Origin of the sequence: Pseudohongiella sp. SYSU M77423 (assembly GCF_029911965.1) — a bacterium.
In the GTDB taxonomy this organism is placed as follows: Bacteria; Pseudomonadota; Gammaproteobacteria; order Pseudomonadales; family Pseudohongiellaceae; genus Pseudohongiella.
The window spans coordinates 318,947-338,802 of sequence record NZ_JARYTH010000002.1; the positions used below are offsets into that span (position 1 = coordinate 318,947).

The window sequence follows — 19,856 nt, forward strand, 5'->3', positions numbered from 1 at the left end:
TGCTAAGCCTGTAGTACAAAACCTGCGGCATGTAACCAGCCCGCTACCTGCGGGCTTAGTCCGGCGGCATGAACATGGCTGGCGGAAAACTCACGTCTGCCGACCAGCTGACTGCGCAGCCTGTCAAAGACTATCGCGCCCTCATCGTGGGAAGCTTTATTGTACTGGAGCCTGAAAGTAGCAGCGACACGTGCTGGTGAAAATGCGCGCAGCAGGTAATCTGCAAATACGGCCGAGTCACTACCCTGCCCTGGCTGTCTGCCCGACCCTGCAGCCGTTTCGTAACGCGAGTCATGAACGACGCAGGGCAATCTGCTGACTGAAGCCAGGGATGCCGGCAGGTCAAAATGGTTCACCAGTGCTTTCAGAATGCGTTGTGTCGCGGCCAGTTTTGCTTCAACGCTGTAACCTGCAATATGTGGTGTCGCAAGACTTGCGGCATTGACAACATCACGGGACGGGTTCGGTTCGTTGTGCCAGACATCAAGGATCGCGACAAAGTGACGTTGTTTCGTCAAGTGAGTCAGCAATGCCTCGTCGTCGACAACCTCTCCCCGGCCGGCATTGATTAAGATAGCGTCAGGTCTCATCTTTGAGAACGCTTCGGCATTCATCATGCTGCGGGTCGCATGAGGGCCATCATGTGTCAACGGAGTGTGGAGACAGACAACATTGGCCTGCAGGGCCTGCTCGAACGAGACGTACTCAAGTCCGTCGACATTCTGTTGAAATGGGTCGCAACCCACGCAGCTGATGCCCAGCGCTTTCAGGCGCCTTGCCAGCAGCCCCCCCACATGACCAACACCAACAATCGCAATACTCGCAGCCCACGGATCGAAACCGGCACCACGAATCTGCTCGGCAAGACAGGCCAGTACATAGTCAGTGACTGCACCGGCATTTGCACCGGCGGCATCAGCCAGGTGAATATCATTGGAAGTTAGCCAGTCTATATCAATATGATTAGTACCACTGGTGGCGGTTCCGACAAAACGGACTCGACTTCCGGCCAGTAGTTCGGCATCGACTGTCGTAATAGAACGAACCAGCAAAGCATCCGCATCACGCAGATCAGCACTGACGATATCTCTGCCCGACTTCATGACCAGTTCGATGTCTTTGGCCCGCCACTTATCCAGTGCCAGTATGTTCTGGTCAGCAACTATTTTCATCGCAGCCCCTTAGTAATTAAACAAGCCAAATTTTCAAACTACGTACTACGTCAGACAACGCCGCCGTCCAGCTGTCGAATCAATCGTTGTGTCTCTTTCTCGTCAATCGCGAGAGACCTTAACAGATCGGTAAAGCCCGACTGATCAAAACCACGCGCGAGCAGTGCTTCTGGCTTAACGGCTGCAAATGGCTCAGCGCAGTCTTCAGAATGACAACAGACTATTCGTGCCAGCTGTCTGCTCAATTGTGCCTGCTCATGGTGCGTTTCCAGCTTCTGTTGGCAGCTTCTGGCACCGCGAAAACCAAGGCTCGCAACTGAGTCGAGCTCGTTGTACAGCACATCAAGGTCACTGTAAGCCTGCAGCAAATGACGCGCTGCAACTGGCCCCAGACCTGGTACGCCCGGTATGCAGTCAATACTGTCACCCACCAGCCCCAGATAACAGGGGAACTGCTCCGGCCAGATGCCAAAGCGCAACTGTATGTCATCACGGTTGCGAAAGGTCTGGGACTGAAAATCCCAGATCCTGTCCTGCTGTCGAAGCAGCAGTTGCGACAGATCCTTGTCCCGGCTGACTATGGTAACTGGCTGCTCATCAGCTGCCTTTATACATAGTGTGCCGATAATATCGTCGGCTTCAAACTGGCGACTGCCAAATGCACTTACACCCAGGGTCTCACACAAGTGGAAACACGCATCAAGCTGAAGCGCAAGATTGTCGTCAGGTAACACGCGATTGGATTTGTAGGCTGGATACAGCTGGTGTCGAAAACCAGAGAACAGGCTCTGATCAAACGCCACAGCGACCAGAACCTCATCGTGGCGACGCCTGAGCTGTCGCAGAAAACGTATAAGAAAACGGGCGAAACCGACAAATGCACTGCGATCACTGCCATCTGTAGCGTAGGCAACTGTTGCCGGAGAGAAGTGTGCCTGAAAGATATAAATCGACGCGTCAACCAGATACAGCGGCGCGTTCATTCGCTTTTCCTGATCAGATAGCGATAACGACCTTCGGCTTCAGTTTGATCAAGCAGCTCGTGTCCCAGGAACATGCAGAATTTTGGAACATCCCTTGTCGTGGACGGATCGGTGGCCAGCAATTCAAGCACGTCTCCGGATTGCATATCACGAATACGGTTGTGAAGCATCATCACAGGCTCGGGACAAAAAAGTCCCGAAGCGTCGAGGTGATGATTGATGGGTATTTCCTTGCTCATATAAGCTGTATCTTTCTGTTTCGGCTCATGGCCGCCGTCCATCCGCCGCCACGATATTGCATGTTTCGCTATCGGGATCGAAGTCGATTCTGGCCTCACCCCGTTTCAACTGCAGGCGAACCTGAGCAACCTTGTCAGCCAGCGAATAGTCGTGCCAGCCGTACTCGGTACCCTCACGCGAAACGAACTCTTCGATCAATGCAGTCAGTGTGTCTTCAGGCAATGTCTGCCAGGGTATATCCATAATCAGGCAACATTGATCGCCTGGATCCGGTTGAACGATTCCCGATCCAGCTTCAGGTCGCGGAATGGAAACAAGTCCGTATCGGCGAGCTGCGACGGTTCCACATTGGCAATGCTGCGGAAAATGTTATCAATTCGGCCTGGCCACTGCTTTTCCCATGCCTGCAGCATGGCTTTCATTTCCTGCCGCTGCATGTTGTCCTGCGTGCCACACAGATTGCACGGGATGATAGGAAAACCACGCAATTTCGCATAACGCGCAATATCTTTCTCGGCAACATAAGCCAGCGGACGGATCACAATGTTCTGCTTGTCATCACTCAACAGTTTCGGAGGCATGGCTTTCAGTTTGCCACCAAAAAACATATTCAGAAACAGCGTTTCAACGATGTCGTCCCGGTGATGACCCAGCGCAATTTTGGTCGCACCAATCTGACGGGCGTAGGTATACAGGTTGCCGCGCCGCAAGCGGGAGCAAAGGCCACAATAGGTTTTGCCCTCGGGTGTTTTCTCTTTCACAATCGAGAATGTGTCCTGCTCAATGATATGGTAGTCGACGCCAATAGACTCCAGATATTCAGGCAGTACATGCTCGGGGAAACCCGGCTGCTTTTGATCGAGATTCACAGCCTTGATTTTGAAATCAATGGGAGCATGTTTCTGCAGGTGCAGCAGAACATCCAGCATGGTGTAGGAGTCTTTACCACCGCTGAGGCAGACCATGACAAAATCGCCATCCTCGATCATATTAAAATCAGCGATGGCGCGGCCAACGTCCCGTCGCAGACTCTTACGGCAGCGATTGAGACGTTTTTCGTCCGTTTTTTGTGCGATGCCAGGCGCCTCTGATGCACACGCCAATGTGTGACTCTGACTGGCCTCAATGTATTCCACAGCTTTCACCCTCAGTAAAACGTTTTGCCGGCAGCAGCCATCTCTCTCAACCCACTGGTGGGATGATAAAGCGGTCCCAGCTCTGCATACTTGTCTGCCATCTGGCAGAACGCGGCAACACCCATATTATCAATAAACCGCAATGCCCCGCCCCGAAACTTCGGAAAGCCCAGACCCAGCAGCAGGCCCATGTCCACCTCAACCGCAGAGCTGACAATATTGTCTTCAAGGCAGCGTACAGCCTCAAGACACAGAGCGACCATCATACGCTCCTGGATCTCCGCATCCGAAAGCGATTGCTGACCTGTCTGCAGTGGCTGCAGCGTCTTCAATATCTGCTCATCGAAGACCTTGGTGGGTCGCCCACCGCCGCCGGTTTCGTATTTATAGAAGCCCAGACCGTTTTTCTGACCATAATGTCCCAGCTCGTAAAGGTGATCGATTGCCGTTGTGAAGTCATAGCTCATCCGATCCGGGAACCCCTCCTCCATGACTTTCATGCAGTGCGAAGCGGTGTCGATACCTACAACATCCAGCAGGTACGCCGGCCCCATAGGCCAGCCGAAGGCTTCCATGACACGATCTACTTCGCGCAGGTCTGCCCCGTCCCGCAGCAGCTGACAGAAGGCACCGAAATAGGGAAACAGGATACGGTTTACCAGAAATCCAGGGCAGTCGTTCACAACGATGGGCATCTTGCCCAGGGACAGCGCGTAGCCAACAGTTTTGGCAATCGCAGCGTCCCCGGTTTTCTCTCCGCGAATGACTTCAACCAGCGGCATCAATGGGACCGGATTGAAGAAGTGCATGCCGCAGAAGTTCTCAGGACGCTTCAATGCCTGGGCCAGACGAGTGATTGAAATCGTTGAGGTGTTGGAGGTCAGCACGCTGTTATCCGGCGTACTGCTCTCGACTTCGGCCAACACCGCCTGTTTGACTTTGGGGTTTTCAACGACGGCCTCAACCACCAGGTCTACCTGTTCGAAACCTGCATAATCCAGCGTAGGACTTATCGCAGACAGAACCTTTTTTGCCTTGGCGCTGTCCATGCGGCCCCTGTCGACCATTTTGGCCAACAATTTGTCTGCCTCTTTCAAACCGAGATCCAATCCCTGCTGGGCGATATCTTTCATTATGATGGGAGTGCCACGTAAAGCCGATTGATAGGCGATACCACCACCCATAATGCCAGCACCCAGCACAGCTGCCTTTTTCACAGGGCTGACGTCGCGGGAGAGCTTTTTGGCACGCGATTTCAGGAACTGGTCACTCAGGAACAGCTGAACCAGATTGCCAGCCACCTCACTGCGCGCCAGTCTTACAAAGGCCTGGTTCTCATGGCGCAGCGCATCGTCACGCTGTTTGGTAGCGCCATCCCACATTGACTGCACGGCCGTTTCCGCTGCTGGATAGTTGCTGCCAGCGTCTTTGCGCGTTCGCGCCATGCCGGCCGAAAAAACCTTTTCAAGACTCGCCGGGCTAAGCGTCACGGGAGAGGTTTTCTGTTTGCGGCGCTCCCAGATATCCAGCTCTCCAGACAGTGCCTGCTCGATCACTTCGATGGCTGCATCTTCAAGCGCATCTGATGTTACCAGCACGTCCAGCGCGCCATCGCTGAGCGCCTGCTCCGCCTTTACGTGGCGGCCGCTGCGTACCATGTCAATTGCCGGATCAGCGCCCAGCAGACGCAAGGCTCTGACAGTGCCGCCAAAACCGGGGCAGATCCCCAGATTGACTTCCGGAAAGCCTAGCACGGCTGCCTCGCTGCCGACACGATAATCGGCCGCCAGACAGAGCTCAAAGCCACCGCCCAGAGCCATGCCGTTGATCGCAGCAACCGTTGGGATGGGCAGATCTTCCAGCGCATCAAAAACGGCGTTCGCGCCTGCAACCCATTCAAGCAGTTCGGACTCAGACAACTTGAATTTGTCAGTGAACTCCTTGATATCGGCACCGACAATGTAGCTGCTTTTGCCACTGACACAAATGACACCGGTGGCATCACTGGCTGCAATGGCTTTTATGGCGGCGTCCAGCTCCGAAAGCATCAGTGCATTAAAAACATTGACGGAGGAGTCAGGCAGATCAAAACAGAGTCTCGCAATCCCCGACTCGAGTTTACTGACCTCTATGCCCTTGCCTTGATAAATCATTAGACTTCTCCTGCAAATATTTGTTTTAAATGCTGTTTTAAAATCTTGCCCATACACTGAATTACGCGGCGCAATTATAAGCCAATTCAGCGCCCGCCGCAGTGCTTCCGGCTTGTCAGTTACTGTCGCCCAGGCGGTCAAGCTGATAATCGCCTGACAGCACACGCCCCCACCAGGTGGCATTTTCAAGGTACCACTTCACCGTACTGCGTAATCCGCTCTCAAAGGTTTCTCTTGGCACCCAGCCCAATTCCCGCTGGATTTTGGACGCGTCTATCGCATAACGCAGATCGTGGCCTGGCCTGTCCTTTACAAAAGTAATCAGACTGGCATGCGGCGTGACTGGCGACTGTGGGTGAAACTCATCCAGCAGTTCGCAGATCGCTTTAACAACATCGATGTTCTGTTTCTCGTTGTGACCGCCGATATTATAGGTCTCACCGGGTATGCCCTGCCGCACGACCAGATGCAGAGCCCTGGCATGATCCTCAACATGCAGCCAGTCACGCACCTGTTTTCCGTCACCGTAAACTGGCAGGGGTTTGCCGTGTATGGCATTCAGAATGATGTGGGGAATCAGCTTCTCTGGAAAATGATAGGGACCGTAATTATTCGAACAGTTGGTGACAATGACAGGTAAGCCATAGGTTCGACGCCAGGCTCTGACCAGATGATCTGAACTTGCCTTGCTGGCGGAGTAAGGGGAGCTCGGCGCATACGGTGTCGACTCGGTAAACAGCTCATCAGGCCCCTCAAGGTCGCCGTAGACCTCATCGGTCGAGATGTGATGAAAACGGAACTGTGATTGCCGGTCCTCAGGTAGCTGATTCCAGTACGACCGCACAGCTTCAAGCAGGGTATACGTCCCCACAATGTTGGTTTCAATAAAGGCTGCCGGACCATCTATCGATCTGTCCACATGACTCTCGGCCGCCAGATGCATCACTGCATCGGGCTGGAAGTCTGCAATCAACTGATCCATGGCCTGCCGGTCACAGATGTCCTGCTGTGCAAACTGGTAGCGGGGATCGGCGCTGACAGCGGCCAGTGACTCCAGGTTGCCTGCATAGGTCAGCTTGTCGACATTCAGGACGATGTCCGAGCTGTGCTGTATGATCTGCCGCACGACGGCTGAGCCGATAAATCCCGCCCCGCCTGTGACCAGTATGCGTAACGATTTTTCCATGTTGTTTGTTCGCTCCCTACCCTTTCTGCTTGATTCGGACGTCTTGAGACCTGATCTCGGACACGCTGCCGACAGCCGCTGATTCAACAGCTGCGTTCACCTCAGGAACACTCTCCAGAACTTCATCACTCTGGATGGTCGATAGGCAGGCATATGCCTGACGACAATGGTGGCGTGTACAGTCGCTAAGACAAACATGCCGGTGCTGAATGACCCTGGTCTGTGGACCGAGCGGCCGCCATATGGCCTCGATTGTGGGACCGAAGATTACCACACCCGGCAAGCCCAGCGCAGAGGCCAGATGCGAAGGGCCACTATCGTTTCCGACAATAAAGGCGGCAGCGGCAAACAATTCGGCCAGTGATTTGAGATCAAGGCGGTCACAAAGGTCTGTACACTGCCTGTGGCTCTCTCCCAAACCCGCCAGCACGGCTGTATTGAGCGCTGCGTCACCGGCGCCGGCACCGATCAAAACGACATGGTAACCACGTTCAATGACACGCAAAGCCAGTTCAATAAAGCTGGCAACTGGCCATCTCTTATAGTGTTTACTTGCGCCGGCGTGAATGATGAACAGAGGTCGATCAGATTGTACGGATTCCAGGGCAGGTACTTGAGCGGTGACGCTTGATAATACTGGATAGGCCTTGTCACTGGGAACTGGCAGCGCAAGCTGGCTGAAGATTTCCCGGTAGGCGTACCAGATCGACCTTTCTCCGGCAGCTCGATTGGCACGTTCAACCTGCAGATATTTGTGAAAACCAAACTGGTAACGCGCGTCAGTACTGCTGACCCTGAACCTGGCGGCCGAAAGATGAGCAAGACGGTGACTGACTGAGTCTTCTTCAATTGTGAAGGCGAGATCCGCCTGAAATCTTCTGATAGAACGCACACACGCGAGCCATGCCCTGGCAGCTTTCAGGCGCTGCCGGCGAGCCTTGAGCAACTGTCGAGGATAATATACAAAGTGCACACCGGGTGCCTGAAAGGCTGGCTCGAAAAGCTCCCGAAAACCGCTATCCAGCACCAGCAGCAGCTCGATTCCCTCATCGGCGCAATATGAAACCAGATGTTGAATATGCTGACCTGACAGCAGCAGATTGCCTAAGAACTTGGTGGGATTGATCAGCGCTATTCTTCGACCACGCTGCATCCAGACAGGGTTCATTATCTTGTTTGTATCTGCGGTCAAATCAACATCGCCCACTGTCTCAGCTCATTTACCGGTATGTCTAAAAACGGGATCCCAGTGCTCATCGGCCATGTCTGCCTGCGTGCGGATACGCTCAAGGTAAAGCTCGTAGAGCTGAATGTTGGATGCTGGGAGAGCCTTCTCCACCAGCATGGCGATTATACCAGCCGCCTCCTCGCCCTGTCCCTGACGATAATAATCCAGTGCTTTGTTGAACTGTTCTACCTGATCGATCTCACCCTGAGACAATGTGTCCCTGTGCGCTACGGGTTCAAACAGCTTGACCGGCTTTTCGCGGCCAGACACCGTAACCAGATCAATATCACGCCAGACTATCCGGTTGTCAGGATCTGCAGCAACACGTGTCTGCTCACTGATTAGCGCCGCAAGATTGTAGAAGCGTGTCAGGCCTTCCAGGCGTGCAGCAAGATTGACTGCATCCCCGATCACGGTGTAGTTGAGTCGATCTGATGAGCCTATGTTGCCGGCAACGACATGCCCTGTGTGAACACCAATTCGTACAGAAATGGAGACCGGAAACTCATAGGCACGCAGCATTTCGTTGATAGCAGGCAGCTCAGCCTGCATTGCCATCGCACACTCAAGAGCCCGCTGGTGGTCGTCGGCGTGAGAAACAGGAGCACCGAACACCGCCATCAAAGCATCCCCGATAAATTTGTCAACGATACCACCGTGCTGATCAACAACACGGCATAGCCCCTCGAGACAGGTATTAAGTATTGAAATTAGTTGCTGCGGGGGAACACGCTCGCCAAGAGCAGTAAAACCTGCGATGTCCGCGAACAGGATGCTTACTTCTCTATCCTCGCCGCCAAGTTCAATCTGCCGGCTGAGAAGTTCATCCGCGACCCCTTTAGAAACTACTTTGCCGAGCAGATCCCTGACCTTCTCTTTTTCTGCCAGCCCGTTGGCCATGCGCTCAACGGCGCGCTCCAGCTCGCCTACTTCATCTTTACCGGTCACCACCCTGTTGCCGTCGGCCAGTTGGTACTGTCCACGTTCAATCTGTTCCACGCGCGTGGCGAGCCGCAAAACCGGCCGGGTAAAACCTCTGGCCAGCACAAACACTGCCAGAAGACTTATGCTGACAATGGCAATCGAAAAGTCCAGCAGGCGTTGCTGCAATACCTGCAGGTTCTCCTGATTCTCCCGGTAAGATCGCTGAACGACTGCGAGAATGGCTGGCGTCTCATTATCCCCACTTGCCAGTTGCCGGACCTGGGTGCCAAAACTTTCCGTAGCCAGGCTTACACGCTGAGTCTCGTTCATCAGCGACGGTTCCAGGCGTTCCGCCAGCAGCCGGCGGTTTTCGCCTTCAAGACTGGAAGCAACCACCTCCAGTGCAGTTGCATTTACCTGGTCAGGACGATGGCGCAGTATCGATATCTCGGAAGCGGTGCTGCGTCGTATCTCTCTGACAAAACTCTCGTCCAGCGGAAACCCGGCGAATATCCAGGCAACAGGTTGCGGCAGCATTAGAGGTACAACAGTGATCTGATAAGGGGTCTCTCCGACGATGAGAATCCGGTCGCCCTGCCCCTCTGGATGAGTGACCGCATTGTCCACAACCGCTCGCCAGTCAGCCGGCAAAGTCGAAAAACCCTGATCATGCGTATCAATAATGACTCGCCCCTGCATATCACTGATGAGCATGAGATCAGCGGCCCCCTGAGAGCGGGCAAGAAGATTGGTGGCCGCATCACGAATGGTCATTGGGTCTGCGGCACCAAAGGCGTTCCGGAAGCCCCAGTCACGCGTGAGCGCATTACTGATGGTCAGCAGCGTGTTTTTATGGGATTCGACACTGTAGTCAAACACCTGAGTGCCGATATTCAGGTATGAGTTGATGGTTCTATCTGTGTAGCGAAGATTCTCCTGCTCGACAAACCAGTAGATAAGGGCAAGAACCGGCAGTATCAGTACCAGGAGAAACAATATCAATCGCGAACGAATACTGGTCAGGCTCATGAACTGCCACTTGGAAGGCTTATGGGCATTTACCCGAAGCATTATCCTGTTATATCGTAGGGGAGTCACGTTTTGTGAACGAAATCAAACTGGAATTAATCATGACAAGACGGTATCTGGCTTGTTTCGCCGCATTTTGCCCCGACGCACGCAATCTCATAAGCCCTCTGGCACTCGTTATCTCCTTCTGGATGGCCGCCGTCCCCTATAGCCATGCACAACTCAATATCGTGTTTATCGATACCGACGGCAACCCCGTCAAAGATGTCATCGCCGAACTGCAGGTTTCCCGAATAGAGACGGTCCCGCAGGAGATTGGCGTGATGGACCAGGTCAACCGTGCCTTTGTGCCGAATGTTTTGCTGATTGCGCGTGGACAACTGGTTAGATTTCCGAACAGCGATAACGTAAGGCACCACGTTTATTCTTTTTCGGATGTAAGACAATTCTCGACACCTCTGTACGCCGACGAAGAGGTAGATCCCATCCTGTTTGACCAGGCTGGAGTTGCGACGCTTGGCTGCAATATTCACGACAGCATGGTCGCCTATGTTTATGTCTCTGAGTGGCAGCACCGTTACCAGAGTGATGAGCTGGGCAGAATCAGTCTGGATAACAGCGGGGCCGATGTCATCCATGTATGGCACCCCTGGCTGCAGACACCCGAAAACCGGCAGGAGATTCCACTCACAGGCGCTTCCAATAAGCAATTGACCATAGAACTGGATGTAAGAGATCCATCTCGGGTATTCGGCTTCCGGGCCATTCGCGAGGAGAATAGCTGATGCCAGTGTTGTACAAAGAACGCAATTTGCGAACGGGTCGTTCAGAGAGCGCCGGTCGCTGGCTGCTTCTGCCCCTGCTTGGCATCATGAGCGCTGGCTTTGCGATGACAGCCTCGGCACAGTTACTGGAAACAGCTGGCAGGCAGGGAAAAATTAAAGGCACTGGGGCCGTGAGCAGCATTTCAGGCGCCTCGGGAGGTGGTCTTACTCCTTGGGCTACACTGGGCACCTACGCGAGCGACGGGCAGCAGGGAGTCAACATTTTTCAATCACGGGCATCGGTCGATGACTATTCACTGGATGTGGTCGGTGGTGCCTTCAACTACGACGACAGAGTTGAGATTGCTTACGCCAAACACGACTTCGAGATAGAAGCCGCCGGACTCCACATCCGCCAGGATAAGATATCTGCAAGATACAAGTTGCACGGCGACATCATTTACGGCAACGCCCCACAGATTACCATCGGCGTTGAACATGGCCAACTTCGCGACAAGGCGGTGGCGCGAGCTGTTGGGGCCGAACATACGGCTGGCACCGATTTCATTGTCAGCGCCGGTAAGGTCTGGCTGGACGGTATTGCCAACCGCAGCACACTGCTCAACGTGAATGTCCGTTACGGTGAGTCGAATCAGTTTGGCATTCTGGGCTATGGTGGTGATGCCAGCGGTAACAAATTTACAACTGAAGTTGCCGCCGCCATGTTTCTCACTCGCAGTATCGCCATCGGTGGCGAGTTCAGGCAAAAAGGCGACTACCTGTCTGCATTGAAGGAGGATCATGCGCGCGACCTGTTCATCGCCTGGTTCCCCAATAAACATCTGTCGGTGACTGGAGCCTGGATCGATCTGGGTGATATAGCTGGCGCTACTGATCAACGCGGGTATTACATTTCAGTACAGGCAACCTTATGAGACGATTCACACAGTCACTGCTGACGACCGGTATCAGGGCGGCTCGCAATGCACGGCTTCTGACAACTTTGCTGGCGGCATTAGCGCTGGCCGCGTGTGCCAGCAATCAATCTGACGCAACCCTCTATGACGATCTGGGAGGCCAGCCGACAATTGATCGGATTGCTGATGAGTTCATCATGGAAATAGCATACGACGATCGCGTATTTCCGCGCTTTGCCGATTCAAACGTGCAAAGATTCCGCGAGAAAATCATCGAACATTTTTGCATGATTGCAAATGGCCCCTGTGTCTACACCGGGGACTCAATGGTGCAGACTCACACTGGCATGAATATAAGTGAAGCTGAGTTCAATGCGGTCGTGGAGGATCTTATTGCTGCCATGGATACTGTAGGTGTCAACATTGGCACCCAGAACCGTCTGCTAGCCAGACTTGCTACACTTCGCCCTCAGATTGCTGGTATCTGAGTTTCTGTAGATGGTTGCCGCGAAAGCCACGTGCCTGCGCAAAGCGCTCGAGTTTTGCCCAGGCCAGGGTGCCAGGTTGCGGTAAGGGGCTACCGAACCGTTTATTGACTGTTTTTTGCAGATTTTTTACCCATTCATTTTCATCGATGCTCAGCTCCTGCGAACTAATTTCATCCGGCACTCCTGCATTTTTGAGATGCAAGAAAATATACTGCGGCCCATAACCTTTATTGAATCGGGCACGCACGTAGGACTCAGCGAATCGTTGGTCAGAAAGCAAACCATCGTCCTGAAGAGTGGACAACACTGACTCCAGCAGCTGCGTTTCTGTCTCGGGGAATTTTTCAGTAAGCTTGCGCCGAAGTTCACTTACACTGTGTTCCCGTCGCGCCAGATAATCCATGGCGCGACGGCGTAAAGACACAGCAATCTTGCGGGTCTGATCGTCAGTCGACATCAGCTTCCTGCAACTCCTCCTGATCGCTGCCGCTCAACAGGGCATTTCCGCCAAGAAGCTGGGCGCGAATTTTGGTTTCCAACTCAGTGGCCAAAGCAGGATTTTCTTCAAGATAGACCGCGACATTTTTCTTGCCCTGACCGATCTTGTCGCCATTGTAAGCGTACCACGCACCTGACTTGTCGAGCAGGTTGAGTTTGACACCCAGGTCGATAATCTCTCCCATACGATAGATGCCCTTGCCGTACATGATCTGAAACTCTGTCTGACGGAATGGCGGCGCCACTTTGTTTTTGACCACTTTCACGCGTGTCTCGTTACCAACAACCTCATCGCCTTCCTTGATGGAGCCGATGCGGCGGATATCGAGGCGCACCGAGGCATAGAATTTGAGAGCGTTACCACCAGTGGTTGTTTCAGGCGAACCAAACATGACACCAATTTTCATTCGGATCTGGTTGATGAATATGACCAGCGTGTTTGAATTCTTAATGTTGGCAGTCATTTTGCGAAGGGCCTGCGACATCAGACGCGCCTGCAGTCCCATATGACTGTCACCCATCTCACCCTCAATCTCGGCCTTGGGCGTCAGGGCCGCAACCGAGTCCACAACAACAACGTCAACCGCACCGGAACGTACAACCATGTCACAGATTTCCAGTGCCTGTTCACCAGTGTCGGGCTGGCTGACCAGCAGATTCTCCACATCAACGCCCAGATTGCCCGCATAAATCGGGTCCAGTGCGTGCTCAGCGTCGATAAATGCACAGGTTCCTCCGGCCTTTTGACACTCAGCAATAACCTGCAGCGTCAGTGTCGTCTTACCCGAAGATTCCGGGCCGTAAATCTCGACGATGCGTCCTCTGGGAAGACCGCCAATACCCAGCGCCACATCGAGTCCCAGCGAACCAGTGGAAATGGCCGGTATTGCTTCACGTCCCTTGTCCCCCAGACGCATCATTGAGCCTTTGCCGAATTGCCGCTCGATTTGCGATAATGCGGCGCTCAGCGCTTTTTCCTTATTGGGATCTCGATTCTGTGCATCAGCCATTGCTTGTATCCTGTTGTTAAAATCAGTTGTTGAGAATTAAATACCGGACTTGTCAGGTATTAAAGCAGACATATACTGTATATTCAACCAGTAGTATTAAAAATTAAGCTTCCTGCAGCCATTCCAGCAGCCCACCCAGTGCCGAAATCACAGCCTGTCGCCGTATCTGTTCACGATCTCCATCATAGACCTGGCAGGATGTGCGCATCTCGACATTGTCTCTGCTGCCCCGGCAGGCCCAGGCTATCCAGACAGTGCCGACTGGTTTTCGCTCCGATCCACCACCGGGACCGGCAATACCACTGGTGGCGATCGCGAAATCTGCGGCAGAAGCCTTGAGGGCGCCCGTCGCCATATGACGCACGGTCGGTTCGCTCACAGCTCCCGGCGCGTGTTCGCCTTCCAGGCACTCCAGGGGCACTTCCAGCAGACGATGCTTGGCAGAGTTGGCATAGGTAACCAGCCCAAGACCAAACCAGCCGGAACTTCCGGGCACATCCGTCAGCGCGTGAGCAAGGCCACCACCGGTGCAGGACTCGGCAACGGTAACTGACTGGCCACGTCGGGAAAGTTGTCGGCCTATAGATTCAGCCAGCATGTAGATTTCGTTATCCATGCGCCGAAGTCTAACATCAATAAAGCGGTCTGCCGCATCACTTTGCAGTGCCCGCAGCCAACGCTGTTCGATGCCTCTCAGGTCTGCTAATCTGTGCCGCTTGCGAATGCAGTGATTCGACAGCGACGCCTGCAGATACCGATTGAAAGAATTTTGGCACCAGTACCCGTGACTCTCAAACCCAAGCAAACAGCTCCTGTGATTTCAGAAAAAGACCTACAGTCCCATACGCCGATGATGCAGCAGTTTTTGCGGATCAAGGCACAGCAGCCAGATCATTTGCTGTTCTACCGTATGGGCGATTTTTACGAACTTTTCTACGATGACGCCACTCAGGCTGCGGAGCTTCTGGACATCACACTGACAGCCCGGGGCAATTCCAACGGAAAACCCATCCCGATGTGCGGCGTGCCCTATCATTCGGCAGAGCGCTACCTGGCAAGACTCGTGGAACTGGGTCGCTCCGTCGCTATCTGCGAGCAGATCGGTGACCCGGCCACCTCAAAGGGCCCGGTTGAGCGCCAGGTCGTCAGAATTGTCACACCGGGTACCGTCAGCGACGAAGCATTGTTGAAGGAACGCAGCGACTGCGTGCTGCTGGCAGTGACAGGCGTTCAGGATCATGGCGGTGCAGAGCACTTCGGCCTGGCATGGATGGATATCAGTGCCGGGCGCTTTCATGTCTGCGAAGCTGGCAGCCAGGAGTCCCTGTTGGCGGAACTTGAGCGAATCCGGCCAGCTGAAATCCTCTACAACGATGCTATCGAATTCCCGACAGCTGTGACCCAGCGTTCCGGCGCCCGCCGACGCCCTGTCTGGGAGTTTGATGCCGACAGCTGTCACCGGCTGCTGACCAGCCATTTTCAGACTCGTGACTTGCGTGGCTTTGGCTGTGAACACCTGCCACTGGCCATTCAGGCGGCGGGCGCCCTGCTCGGCTATGCAAAAGACACGCAACGATCCAGCCTGCCGCATATGCAGCGTCTGAGCGTTGAACAGCCCGACGATGCACTGATACTGGACGCTGCAAGCCGCAGAAACCTGGAAATCGATCGCAATCTCGGCGGCGGCAGCACCAACACACTGATGTCGGTTGTGGATCGCACCATGTCACCGATGGCAAGCCGATTGCTGAATCGCTGGCTCAACAGGCCGCTCCGAGATCGGCATGGCCTTCAGCTACGTCAACAGGCGGTCGCGGAGCTGCTGGCGGACTATCGATTTGAGACACTGCAGCCGATTCTCAAGCAGATTGGCGACACTGAGCGAATCCTGGCCAGGGTAGCTTTGCGATCAGCACGTCCCCGCGACCTGGCCAGACTGCGTGACGCACTGTCGGCACTGCCAGAACTGCAGGCACAGCTGCGGCCGATCCTCGCGCAGCGAGAGACGCCTCAGTTGGTAAACCTGCAAACAACAATCGCGGAGTTCCCCGAACTGGCGGAACTGTTGACGCGCGCAGTCATTGATAACCCCCCTGTTGTCATCCGCGAAGGTGGCGTCATCGCCGAGGGCTATGACGCCGAACTTGATGAGCTGCGGGCTCTTAGCAGTAATGCCGGACAGTACCTGGTTGATCTGGAGGTACGTGAAAAACAAAGAACCGGGCTCAGCACCCTCAAAGTCGGTTACAACCGGGTACACGGTTACTACATTGAAGTCAGTAAATCCCAGGCAGCGGAAATGCCTGCTGAATTCCAGCGCAGACAGACGCTCAAGAATGCGGAGCGTTTCATCACACCCGAGCTGAAAACCTTTGAGGACAAGGTTCTGAGCGCCAACAGCAAAGCCCTGGCGAGAGAGAAGGCACTTTATGACGAATTGCTTGAGCGGGTAGCGACGCAATTGTCTGAACTTCAGGACAGCGCGCAGGCTCTGGCCGAGCTGGATGTGCTGTGCAATTTTGCCGAACGCGCCCTGAATCTGGATTGGGCGCAACCGCAACTGACCGAAGAAAGCGGGATTGCGATCGAACAGGGACGCCACCCGGTTGTTGAACAGGTACTTGAAACCCAATTTGTCGCCAATGACACCTCACTGGGTGAATCGCACGACATGCTCATCATTACCGGACCTAACATGGGTGGTAAATCGACCTATATGCGCCAGACAGCACTGATCGTGCTGCTGGCATATTGCGGCAGTCATGTGCCAGCCAGAGCAGCGCGCATTGGACCCGTTGATCGCATCTTTACGCGCATTGGTTCGTCTGACGACCTGGCGGGCGGGCGCTCCACCTTCATGGTGGAAATGACAGAGACCGCAAACATTCTGCACAACGCCACAGCGCAGAGCCTGGTGTTGATGGACGAGGTGGGACGCGGCACCAGCACCTTTGACGGGCTGTCGCTGGCCTGGGCCAGCGCCGTATACATCGCTGAACAGTTACGGGCAATGACACTGTTCGCGACGCACTATTTTGAGCTGACTGTGCTGGCTGATCAGTACCCGGCCATCGGTAACGTTCACCTGGACGCTACCGAACACGCCAACGGCATCGTCTTCATGCACAGTGTCAAACCGGGACCAGCCAATCAGAGTTACGGTCTGCAGGTGGCGCAACTGGCAGGTATTCCCGCAGACGTGATCCAGCGGGCCCACCACAAGCTGCATGAGCTCGAACAGCAGGCGCTGCGTTCCAAGGATGCCGTCATGGACGCAGCCGACAACAGCCCTCCCAGTGGGAAGCGCCAAACACAGGCTGCCGCCAGCAAAAACCCGGCACAGAATGATCTTTTTGCACCGCAGCATCACCCGGCCCTGGAACTGCTGTCGGCCGCAGATCCGGACGCGCTGACACCGAGGCAGGCACTGGAGCTGATCTATCGTCTGAAGAAGCAGCTGCCGGGAACATGAAAACCCTCCTTGGCCCGGACGCCCCAGGTGACTTATAATGCCGCTTCACTTTTGACGCTGCACCGATTCAACAGGACTGGAATACAACATGACATTTGTAGTCGGCGAAAACTGCATTAACTGCAAACACACAGATTGCGTGGAAGTCTGCCCAGTGGACTGCTTCTATGAAGGCCCTAATTTCCTGGTCATTCACCCGGATGAGTGCATCGATTGCGCGCTGTGCGAGCCAGAATGTCCAGTAGATGCCATATTCGCTGAAGACGAGCTACCAGACGACCAGAAGCAGTTTCTGGAACTGAATGCGGAACTGGCAGAAAAATGGCCCAACATCACCCAGATGAAGCCACCGATGGAAGAAGCCGAAAAGTGGAATGGCGTCCCAGGAAAGATTGAGCACCTGGTCAAGTAAATCCGCCTGACTGCCGGCTTTCCAGCGCCTGGATCAACAGGCGCTGAACAGCCGCCGCAACATCAAAAAAATACCGAAATATCACATCCTTCCGAACTCGCCATGCTACGCAGGCGTCGGATCGCCTCCAGCTGCAGCTGCCTGACACGTTCGCGCGTCAAACCCACTTCCCTGCCGACGTTCTCAAGCGTATCTGCCTGATGGCCCAGCAAACCGAAACGGCGGATGATCACCTCACGTTGTCGCTCAGCTAGCGCCGCCAGCCAACGATGCAGGGTCAGCTGACGGGTACTGGCATGCAGTCTTTCCATCGGATCAGCGGAATTTGCCGCATCAATATCATCGCTCGCCACTTCGTCAGGATCTGGGGGACACTCTGTTGAGTCGAAGCTCGATTCATGACAGTCAAGCAGTGCATCCAACTGTGCCAGCGGTTTGCTTAGCGCCTCAGCCAACTCGGCGCGACGTGGCTGACGCCCAAGCTCTGCGCCAAGTTCGCGCTCTGTCCTGAGACACAGACTGATTTCCTTGATGATATGCACAGGCAGACGCACATTGCGCGCGTAGTTCATGATCCCTCTCTCCACGTTCTGCTTGATCCACCAGGTTGCATAAGTAGAGAAACGGTAGCCTCGCTCAGGATCATATTTGTCGACAGCCCGAATCAGGCCAAGATTACCCTCTTCCACCAGATCCAGGAACGCCAGGCCGCGGCTGCGGTATTTGCGCGCAACACTCAGCACCAGCCTGAGATTGTGGCGGATCATTTCCCCGCGACTGAACATGTCCCCCTGACGTGCAGCACGCGCCAGTTTGACCTCATCGTCGTAGCTAAGCAGATTGATTGGAGTGACTTCACGAATGTAAGCGGATTCGGCATCCAATGCCGCAGAACGATATTCCATTACCTTGTTTTCCCCCCGATAGCATCTTTACAAGACCGCATTCTTAAACGATCGATTGTCAAACGAACGATCGTTAAGCTATCACATGGGAGGATCGGCGCAAGACCGGATCGACACAATACTGGATCAGCCGGTTTAAATTGTGCGCAATCTCACAAAACAACGAATACGCTGCTTCTTCTATCGCGAAGGCAGAAAACCGGTGGGGTCACTGGGTTTACCATCGACACGAACCTCGAAATGCAGCAGATCGCGTCCATCCGGGCCAGTGCCAATCTCTGCTATTTTATCGCCACCACGCACACTGTCGCCCTCACCCACCAGAACGCGACTGTTGTACATATAGGCGCTCAGGTGACGCGCACTGTGACGCAGGATGACCAGATTACCGGCACCCTGGATACCCTGCCCGGCATACACAACATCACCATCAGCAGCGGCGTATACTGGATTACCCCGGGCACCAGCGATGTTGATACCACGGCGCGCCTGGGTGTCAGAGAAGGTACTTAACAGACGACCATCTGCAGGCCATTGCCATTGAACCCCATCCAGAGTTCTGGTGTTGATGCTTCCGGTGCGCCTGGCCGCAACAGATTCGCTGGGGCGCTGACCTTCCGAGCTGGCAATATTCTCACCAGCAGGTGATGCTGGAATGTCTGGCATGTTCGACAAAGCAGAGCTGGCTATTGCCTGGTCACTGACGATCAGCCGCTGACCAGGAAAAATGGTATAGGGCGGATTAAGGTTATTTACCAGGGCAACGGTTCTGACATCGAGATTATGGGTCCAGGCTATAGAGTAAAGAGTGTCGCCACGCGCTACAACATGCACTGCGCCAGGAGTCGGGCTCTGATTTGCAGCTGCCACTCGGTCGGCAGCTGAGCTAACTGACTGCTGCTGAACCGGCGTGGAACTCTGCACATTCGATGAGGACAGTGGCGCCGGCGATGGGGCTGAAGGGCTCTGAGAAGATGAACTGCCCGCCGTCGAAGTATCGCTTGAAACCCTCCTTACACCACCGCCAATGGCAACCGGGCGAACCACAGTGGCAGCCGAGCCCACCTGCCCCTGACTGGTGCTGGCGCTCTGCGGGGCTGGCGAAGCCGTTGCGGGATTCCGTGCAACGCCGCTGCCACTCTGGCCGCTGCTGAGGATTTCCGCGCGCTGACGCTCAAGGTTGTTACTTCTGTCATCGACAGGCGCTTCATAGCTGCTGCTGCATGCCACCAGGAATGAAAGTGCTCCCGCCAGGCTCCACTGCAACCAGCCACGCTGGCGCGCCCCCTGGGCAACTCCGATGTACGACATACCACTCTCCTGCAGACTCACTGCGATG

At 54.5% G+C, this 19,856-nt stretch carries 19 protein-coding genes; 5 read left to right on the forward strand and 14 right to left on the reverse strand.

Going from position 1 to position 19,856, the window contains the following annotated elements:
* Positions 1 to 2 precede the first annotated feature (2 nt).
* From QGM61_RS05310 to QGM61_RS05350, 9 genes are all read right to left on the reverse strand, one after another.
* The gene (locus QGM61_RS05310; protein WP_281132224.1) at positions 3 to 1,172 is read right to left on the reverse strand and encodes a 4-phosphoerythronate dehydrogenase; all 1,170 of its coding nucleotides are present in this window, start codon (positions 1,170 to 1,172) and stop codon (positions 3 to 5) included.
* A gap of 50 nt (positions 1,173 to 1,222) precedes the next feature.
* Positions 1,223 to 2,155 (reverse strand): 5'-3' exonuclease H3TH domain-containing protein, encoded by a 933-nt coding sequence (locus QGM61_RS05315; protein ID WP_281132225.1) that lies wholly within the window; start codon positions 2,153 to 2,155, stop codon positions 1,223 to 1,225.
* The gene (gene tusA, locus QGM61_RS05320) at positions 2,152 to 2,394 is read right to left on the reverse strand and encodes a sulfurtransferase TusA (protein WP_237134038.1); all 243 of its coding nucleotides are present in this window, start codon (positions 2,392 to 2,394) and stop codon (positions 2,152 to 2,154) included. The genes QGM61_RS05315 and tusA overlap by 4 nt, the downstream gene beginning before the upstream one ends.
* A 25-nt stretch (positions 2,395 to 2,419) precedes the next feature.
* Positions 2,420 to 2,638 carry a YheU family protein gene (locus QGM61_RS05325; RefSeq protein ID WP_281132226.1) on the reverse strand — a complete coding sequence of 73 codons (219 nt, stop codon included), beginning with the start codon at positions 2,636 to 2,638 and terminating at the stop codon, positions 2,420 to 2,422.
* Positions 2,639 to 2,640: 2 nt separating this feature from the next.
* Positions 2,641 to 3,471, reverse strand: coding sequence for a tRNA 2-thiocytidine(32) synthetase TtcA (gene ttcA / locus QGM61_RS05330; RefSeq protein WP_281132547.1), 831 nt, complete (start codon positions 3,469 to 3,471; stop codon positions 2,641 to 2,643).
* Between the two features lie 71 nt (positions 3,472 to 3,542).
* Complete coding sequence (gene fadB, locus QGM61_RS05335; protein WP_281132227.1) at positions 3,543 to 5,684, reverse strand: fatty acid oxidation complex subunit alpha FadB; 2,142 nt, start codon at positions 5,682 to 5,684, stop codon at positions 3,543 to 3,545.
* A 115-nt stretch (positions 5,685 to 5,799) separates the two neighbouring features.
* Positions 5,800 to 6,870 (reverse strand): dTDP-glucose 4,6-dehydratase, encoded by a 1,071-nt coding sequence (rfbB, locus tag QGM61_RS05340; protein ID WP_281132228.1) that lies wholly within the window; start codon positions 6,868 to 6,870, stop codon positions 5,800 to 5,802.
* A gap of 16 nt (positions 6,871 to 6,886) precedes the next feature.
* On the reverse strand, positions 6,887 to 8,077 hold the full coding sequence (locus QGM61_RS05345) for a glycosyltransferase family 9 protein (RefSeq protein WP_281132229.1): 1,191 nt from the start codon (positions 8,075 to 8,077) through the stop codon (positions 6,887 to 6,889).
* 9 nt (positions 8,078 to 8,086) lie between these two features.
* Positions 8,087 to 10,051, reverse strand: a complete 1,965-nt coding sequence (locus QGM61_RS05350) for an adenylate/guanylate cyclase domain-containing protein (protein ID WP_281132230.1) — start codon at positions 10,049 to 10,051, stop codon at positions 8,087 to 8,089.
* 101 nt (positions 10,052 to 10,152) lie between these two features.
* Here QGM61_RS05350 and QGM61_RS05355 point away from each other — a divergent pair, with 101 nt between their 5' ends.
* The 3 genes from QGM61_RS05355 to QGM61_RS05365 are packed head-to-tail and all read left to right on the forward strand — an operon-like array spanning position 10,153 to position 12,220.
* Complete coding sequence (locus QGM61_RS05355) at positions 10,153 to 10,836, forward strand: methylamine utilization protein (RefSeq protein ID WP_281132231.1); 684 nt, start codon at positions 10,153 to 10,155, stop codon at positions 10,834 to 10,836.
* A complete protein-coding gene (locus QGM61_RS05360) occupies positions 10,836 to 11,750 on the forward strand; it encodes a DUF3034 family protein (RefSeq protein ID WP_281132232.1) in 915 nt (304 codons plus the stop codon). Before QGM61_RS05355 ends, QGM61_RS05360 begins: the two co-directional genes overlap by 1 nt.
* Positions 11,747 to 12,220, forward strand: a complete 474-nt coding sequence (locus tag QGM61_RS05365) for a group I truncated hemoglobin (RefSeq protein ID WP_281132233.1) — start codon at positions 11,747 to 11,749, stop codon at positions 12,218 to 12,220. Before QGM61_RS05360 ends, QGM61_RS05365 begins: the two co-directional genes overlap by 4 nt.
* Here the strand turns inward: QGM61_RS05365 and QGM61_RS05370 are convergent.
* The 3 genes from QGM61_RS05370 to QGM61_RS05380 all read right to left on the reverse strand — a co-directional run bounded on the left by QGM61_RS05370 (position 12,189) and on the right by QGM61_RS05380 (position 14,344).
* Entirely contained in the window at positions 12,189 to 12,677 is a 489-nt protein-coding gene (locus tag QGM61_RS05370; RefSeq protein WP_281132234.1) for a regulatory protein RecX, read from the reverse strand. The two genes, QGM61_RS05365 and QGM61_RS05370, sit on opposite strands and share 32 nt — an antisense overlap.
* Positions 12,667 to 13,728, reverse strand: a complete 1,062-nt coding sequence (gene recA, locus QGM61_RS05375; protein ID WP_237134028.1) for a recombinase RecA — start codon at positions 13,726 to 13,728, stop codon at positions 12,667 to 12,669. Before recA ends, QGM61_RS05370 begins: the two co-directional genes overlap by 11 nt.
* Positions 13,729 to 13,831: 103 nt before the next feature.
* Positions 13,832 to 14,344 carry a CinA family protein gene (locus QGM61_RS05380; RefSeq protein ID WP_281132235.1) on the reverse strand — a complete coding sequence of 171 codons (513 nt, stop codon included), beginning with the start codon at positions 14,342 to 14,344 and terminating at the stop codon, positions 13,832 to 13,834.
* Positions 14,345 to 14,578: 234 nt separating this feature from the next.
* On the opposite strand from QGM61_RS05380, the gene mutS reads away from it, so the two are divergent.
* Positions 14,579 to 17,200 carry a DNA mismatch repair protein MutS gene (gene mutS, locus QGM61_RS05385; RefSeq protein WP_281132548.1) on the forward strand — a complete coding sequence of 874 codons (2,622 nt, stop codon included), beginning with the start codon at positions 14,579 to 14,581 and terminating at the stop codon, positions 17,198 to 17,200.
* Positions 17,201 to 17,288: 88 nt separating this feature from the next.
* The gene (fdxA, locus tag QGM61_RS05390; protein ID WP_237134026.1) at positions 17,289 to 17,612 is read left to right on the forward strand and encodes a ferredoxin FdxA; all 324 of its coding nucleotides are present in this window, start codon (positions 17,289 to 17,291) and stop codon (positions 17,610 to 17,612) included.
* A gap of 62 nt (positions 17,613 to 17,674) precedes the next feature.
* Here fdxA and QGM61_RS05395 read toward each other — a convergent pair whose 3' ends face one another.
* Positions 17,675 to 18,517, reverse strand: coding sequence for a sigma-70 family RNA polymerase sigma factor (locus QGM61_RS05395; RefSeq protein ID WP_281132236.1), 843 nt, complete (start codon positions 18,515 to 18,517; stop codon positions 17,675 to 17,677).
* 180 nt (positions 18,518 to 18,697) lie between these two features.
* Entirely contained in the window at positions 18,698 to 19,828 is a 1,131-nt protein-coding gene (locus QGM61_RS05400; protein WP_281132237.1) for a peptidoglycan DD-metalloendopeptidase family protein, read from the reverse strand.
* Positions 19,829 to 19,856: the final 28 nt, after the last annotated feature.

Excerpts from the sequence above, each read along its gene's own strand:
- QGM61_RS05400 (WP_281132237.1), bottom strand. The coding sequence starts at position 19,828 with ATGTCGTACATCGGAGTTGCCCAGGGGGCGCGCCAGCGTGGCTGGTTG.
- QGM61_RS05370 (WP_281132234.1), bottom strand. The coding sequence starts at position 12,677 with ATGTCGACTGACGATCAGACCCGCAAGATTGCTGTGTCTTTACGCCGT.
- recA (WP_237134028.1), bottom strand. The coding sequence starts at position 13,728 with ATGGCTGATGCACAGAATCGAGATCCCAATAAGGAAAAAGCGCTGAGC.
- QGM61_RS05395 (WP_281132236.1), bottom strand. The coding sequence starts at position 18,517 with ATGGAATATCGTTCTGCGGCATTGGATGCCGAATCCGCTTACATTCGT.
- QGM61_RS05325 (WP_281132226.1), bottom strand. The coding sequence starts at position 2,638 with ATGGATATACCCTGGCAGACATTGCCTGAAGACACACTGACTGCATTG.
- QGM61_RS05310 (WP_281132224.1), bottom strand. The coding sequence starts at position 1,172 with ATGAAAATAGTTGCTGACCAGAACATACTGGCACTGGATAAGTGGCGG.
- QGM61_RS05350 (WP_281132230.1), bottom strand. The coding sequence starts at position 10,051 with ATGAGCCTGACCAGTATTCGTTCGCGATTGATATTGTTTCTCCTGGTA.
- QGM61_RS05360 (WP_281132232.1), top strand. The coding sequence starts at position 10,836 with ATGCCAGTGTTGTACAAAGAACGCAATTTGCGAACGGGTCGTTCAGAG.
- QGM61_RS05365 (WP_281132233.1), top strand. The coding sequence starts at position 11,747 with ATGAGACGATTCACACAGTCACTGCTGACGACCGGTATCAGGGCGGCT.
- fdxA (WP_237134026.1), top strand. The coding sequence starts at position 17,289 with ATGACATTTGTAGTCGGCGAAAACTGCATTAACTGCAAACACACAGAT.
- QGM61_RS05380 (WP_281132235.1), bottom strand. The coding sequence starts at position 14,344 with ATGGATAACGAAATCTACATGCTGGCTGAATCTATAGGCCGACAACTT.
- fadB (WP_281132227.1), bottom strand. The coding sequence starts at position 5,684 with ATGATTTATCAAGGCAAGGGCATAGAGGTCAGTAAACTCGAGTCGGGG.
- tusA (WP_237134038.1), bottom strand. The coding sequence starts at position 2,394 with ATGAGCAAGGAAATACCCATCAATCATCACCTCGACGCTTCGGGACTT.
- mutS (WP_281132548.1), top strand. The coding sequence starts at position 14,579 with ATGATGCAGCAGTTTTTGCGGATCAAGGCACAGCAGCCAGATCATTTG.
- rfbB (WP_281132228.1), bottom strand. The coding sequence starts at position 6,870 with ATGGAAAAATCGTTACGCATACTGGTCACAGGCGGGGCGGGATTTATC.
- QGM61_RS05315 (WP_281132225.1), bottom strand. The coding sequence starts at position 2,155 with ATGAACGCGCCGCTGTATCTGGTTGACGCGTCGATTTATATCTTTCAG.
- QGM61_RS05355 (WP_281132231.1), top strand. The coding sequence starts at position 10,153 with ATGACAAGACGGTATCTGGCTTGTTTCGCCGCATTTTGCCCCGACGCA.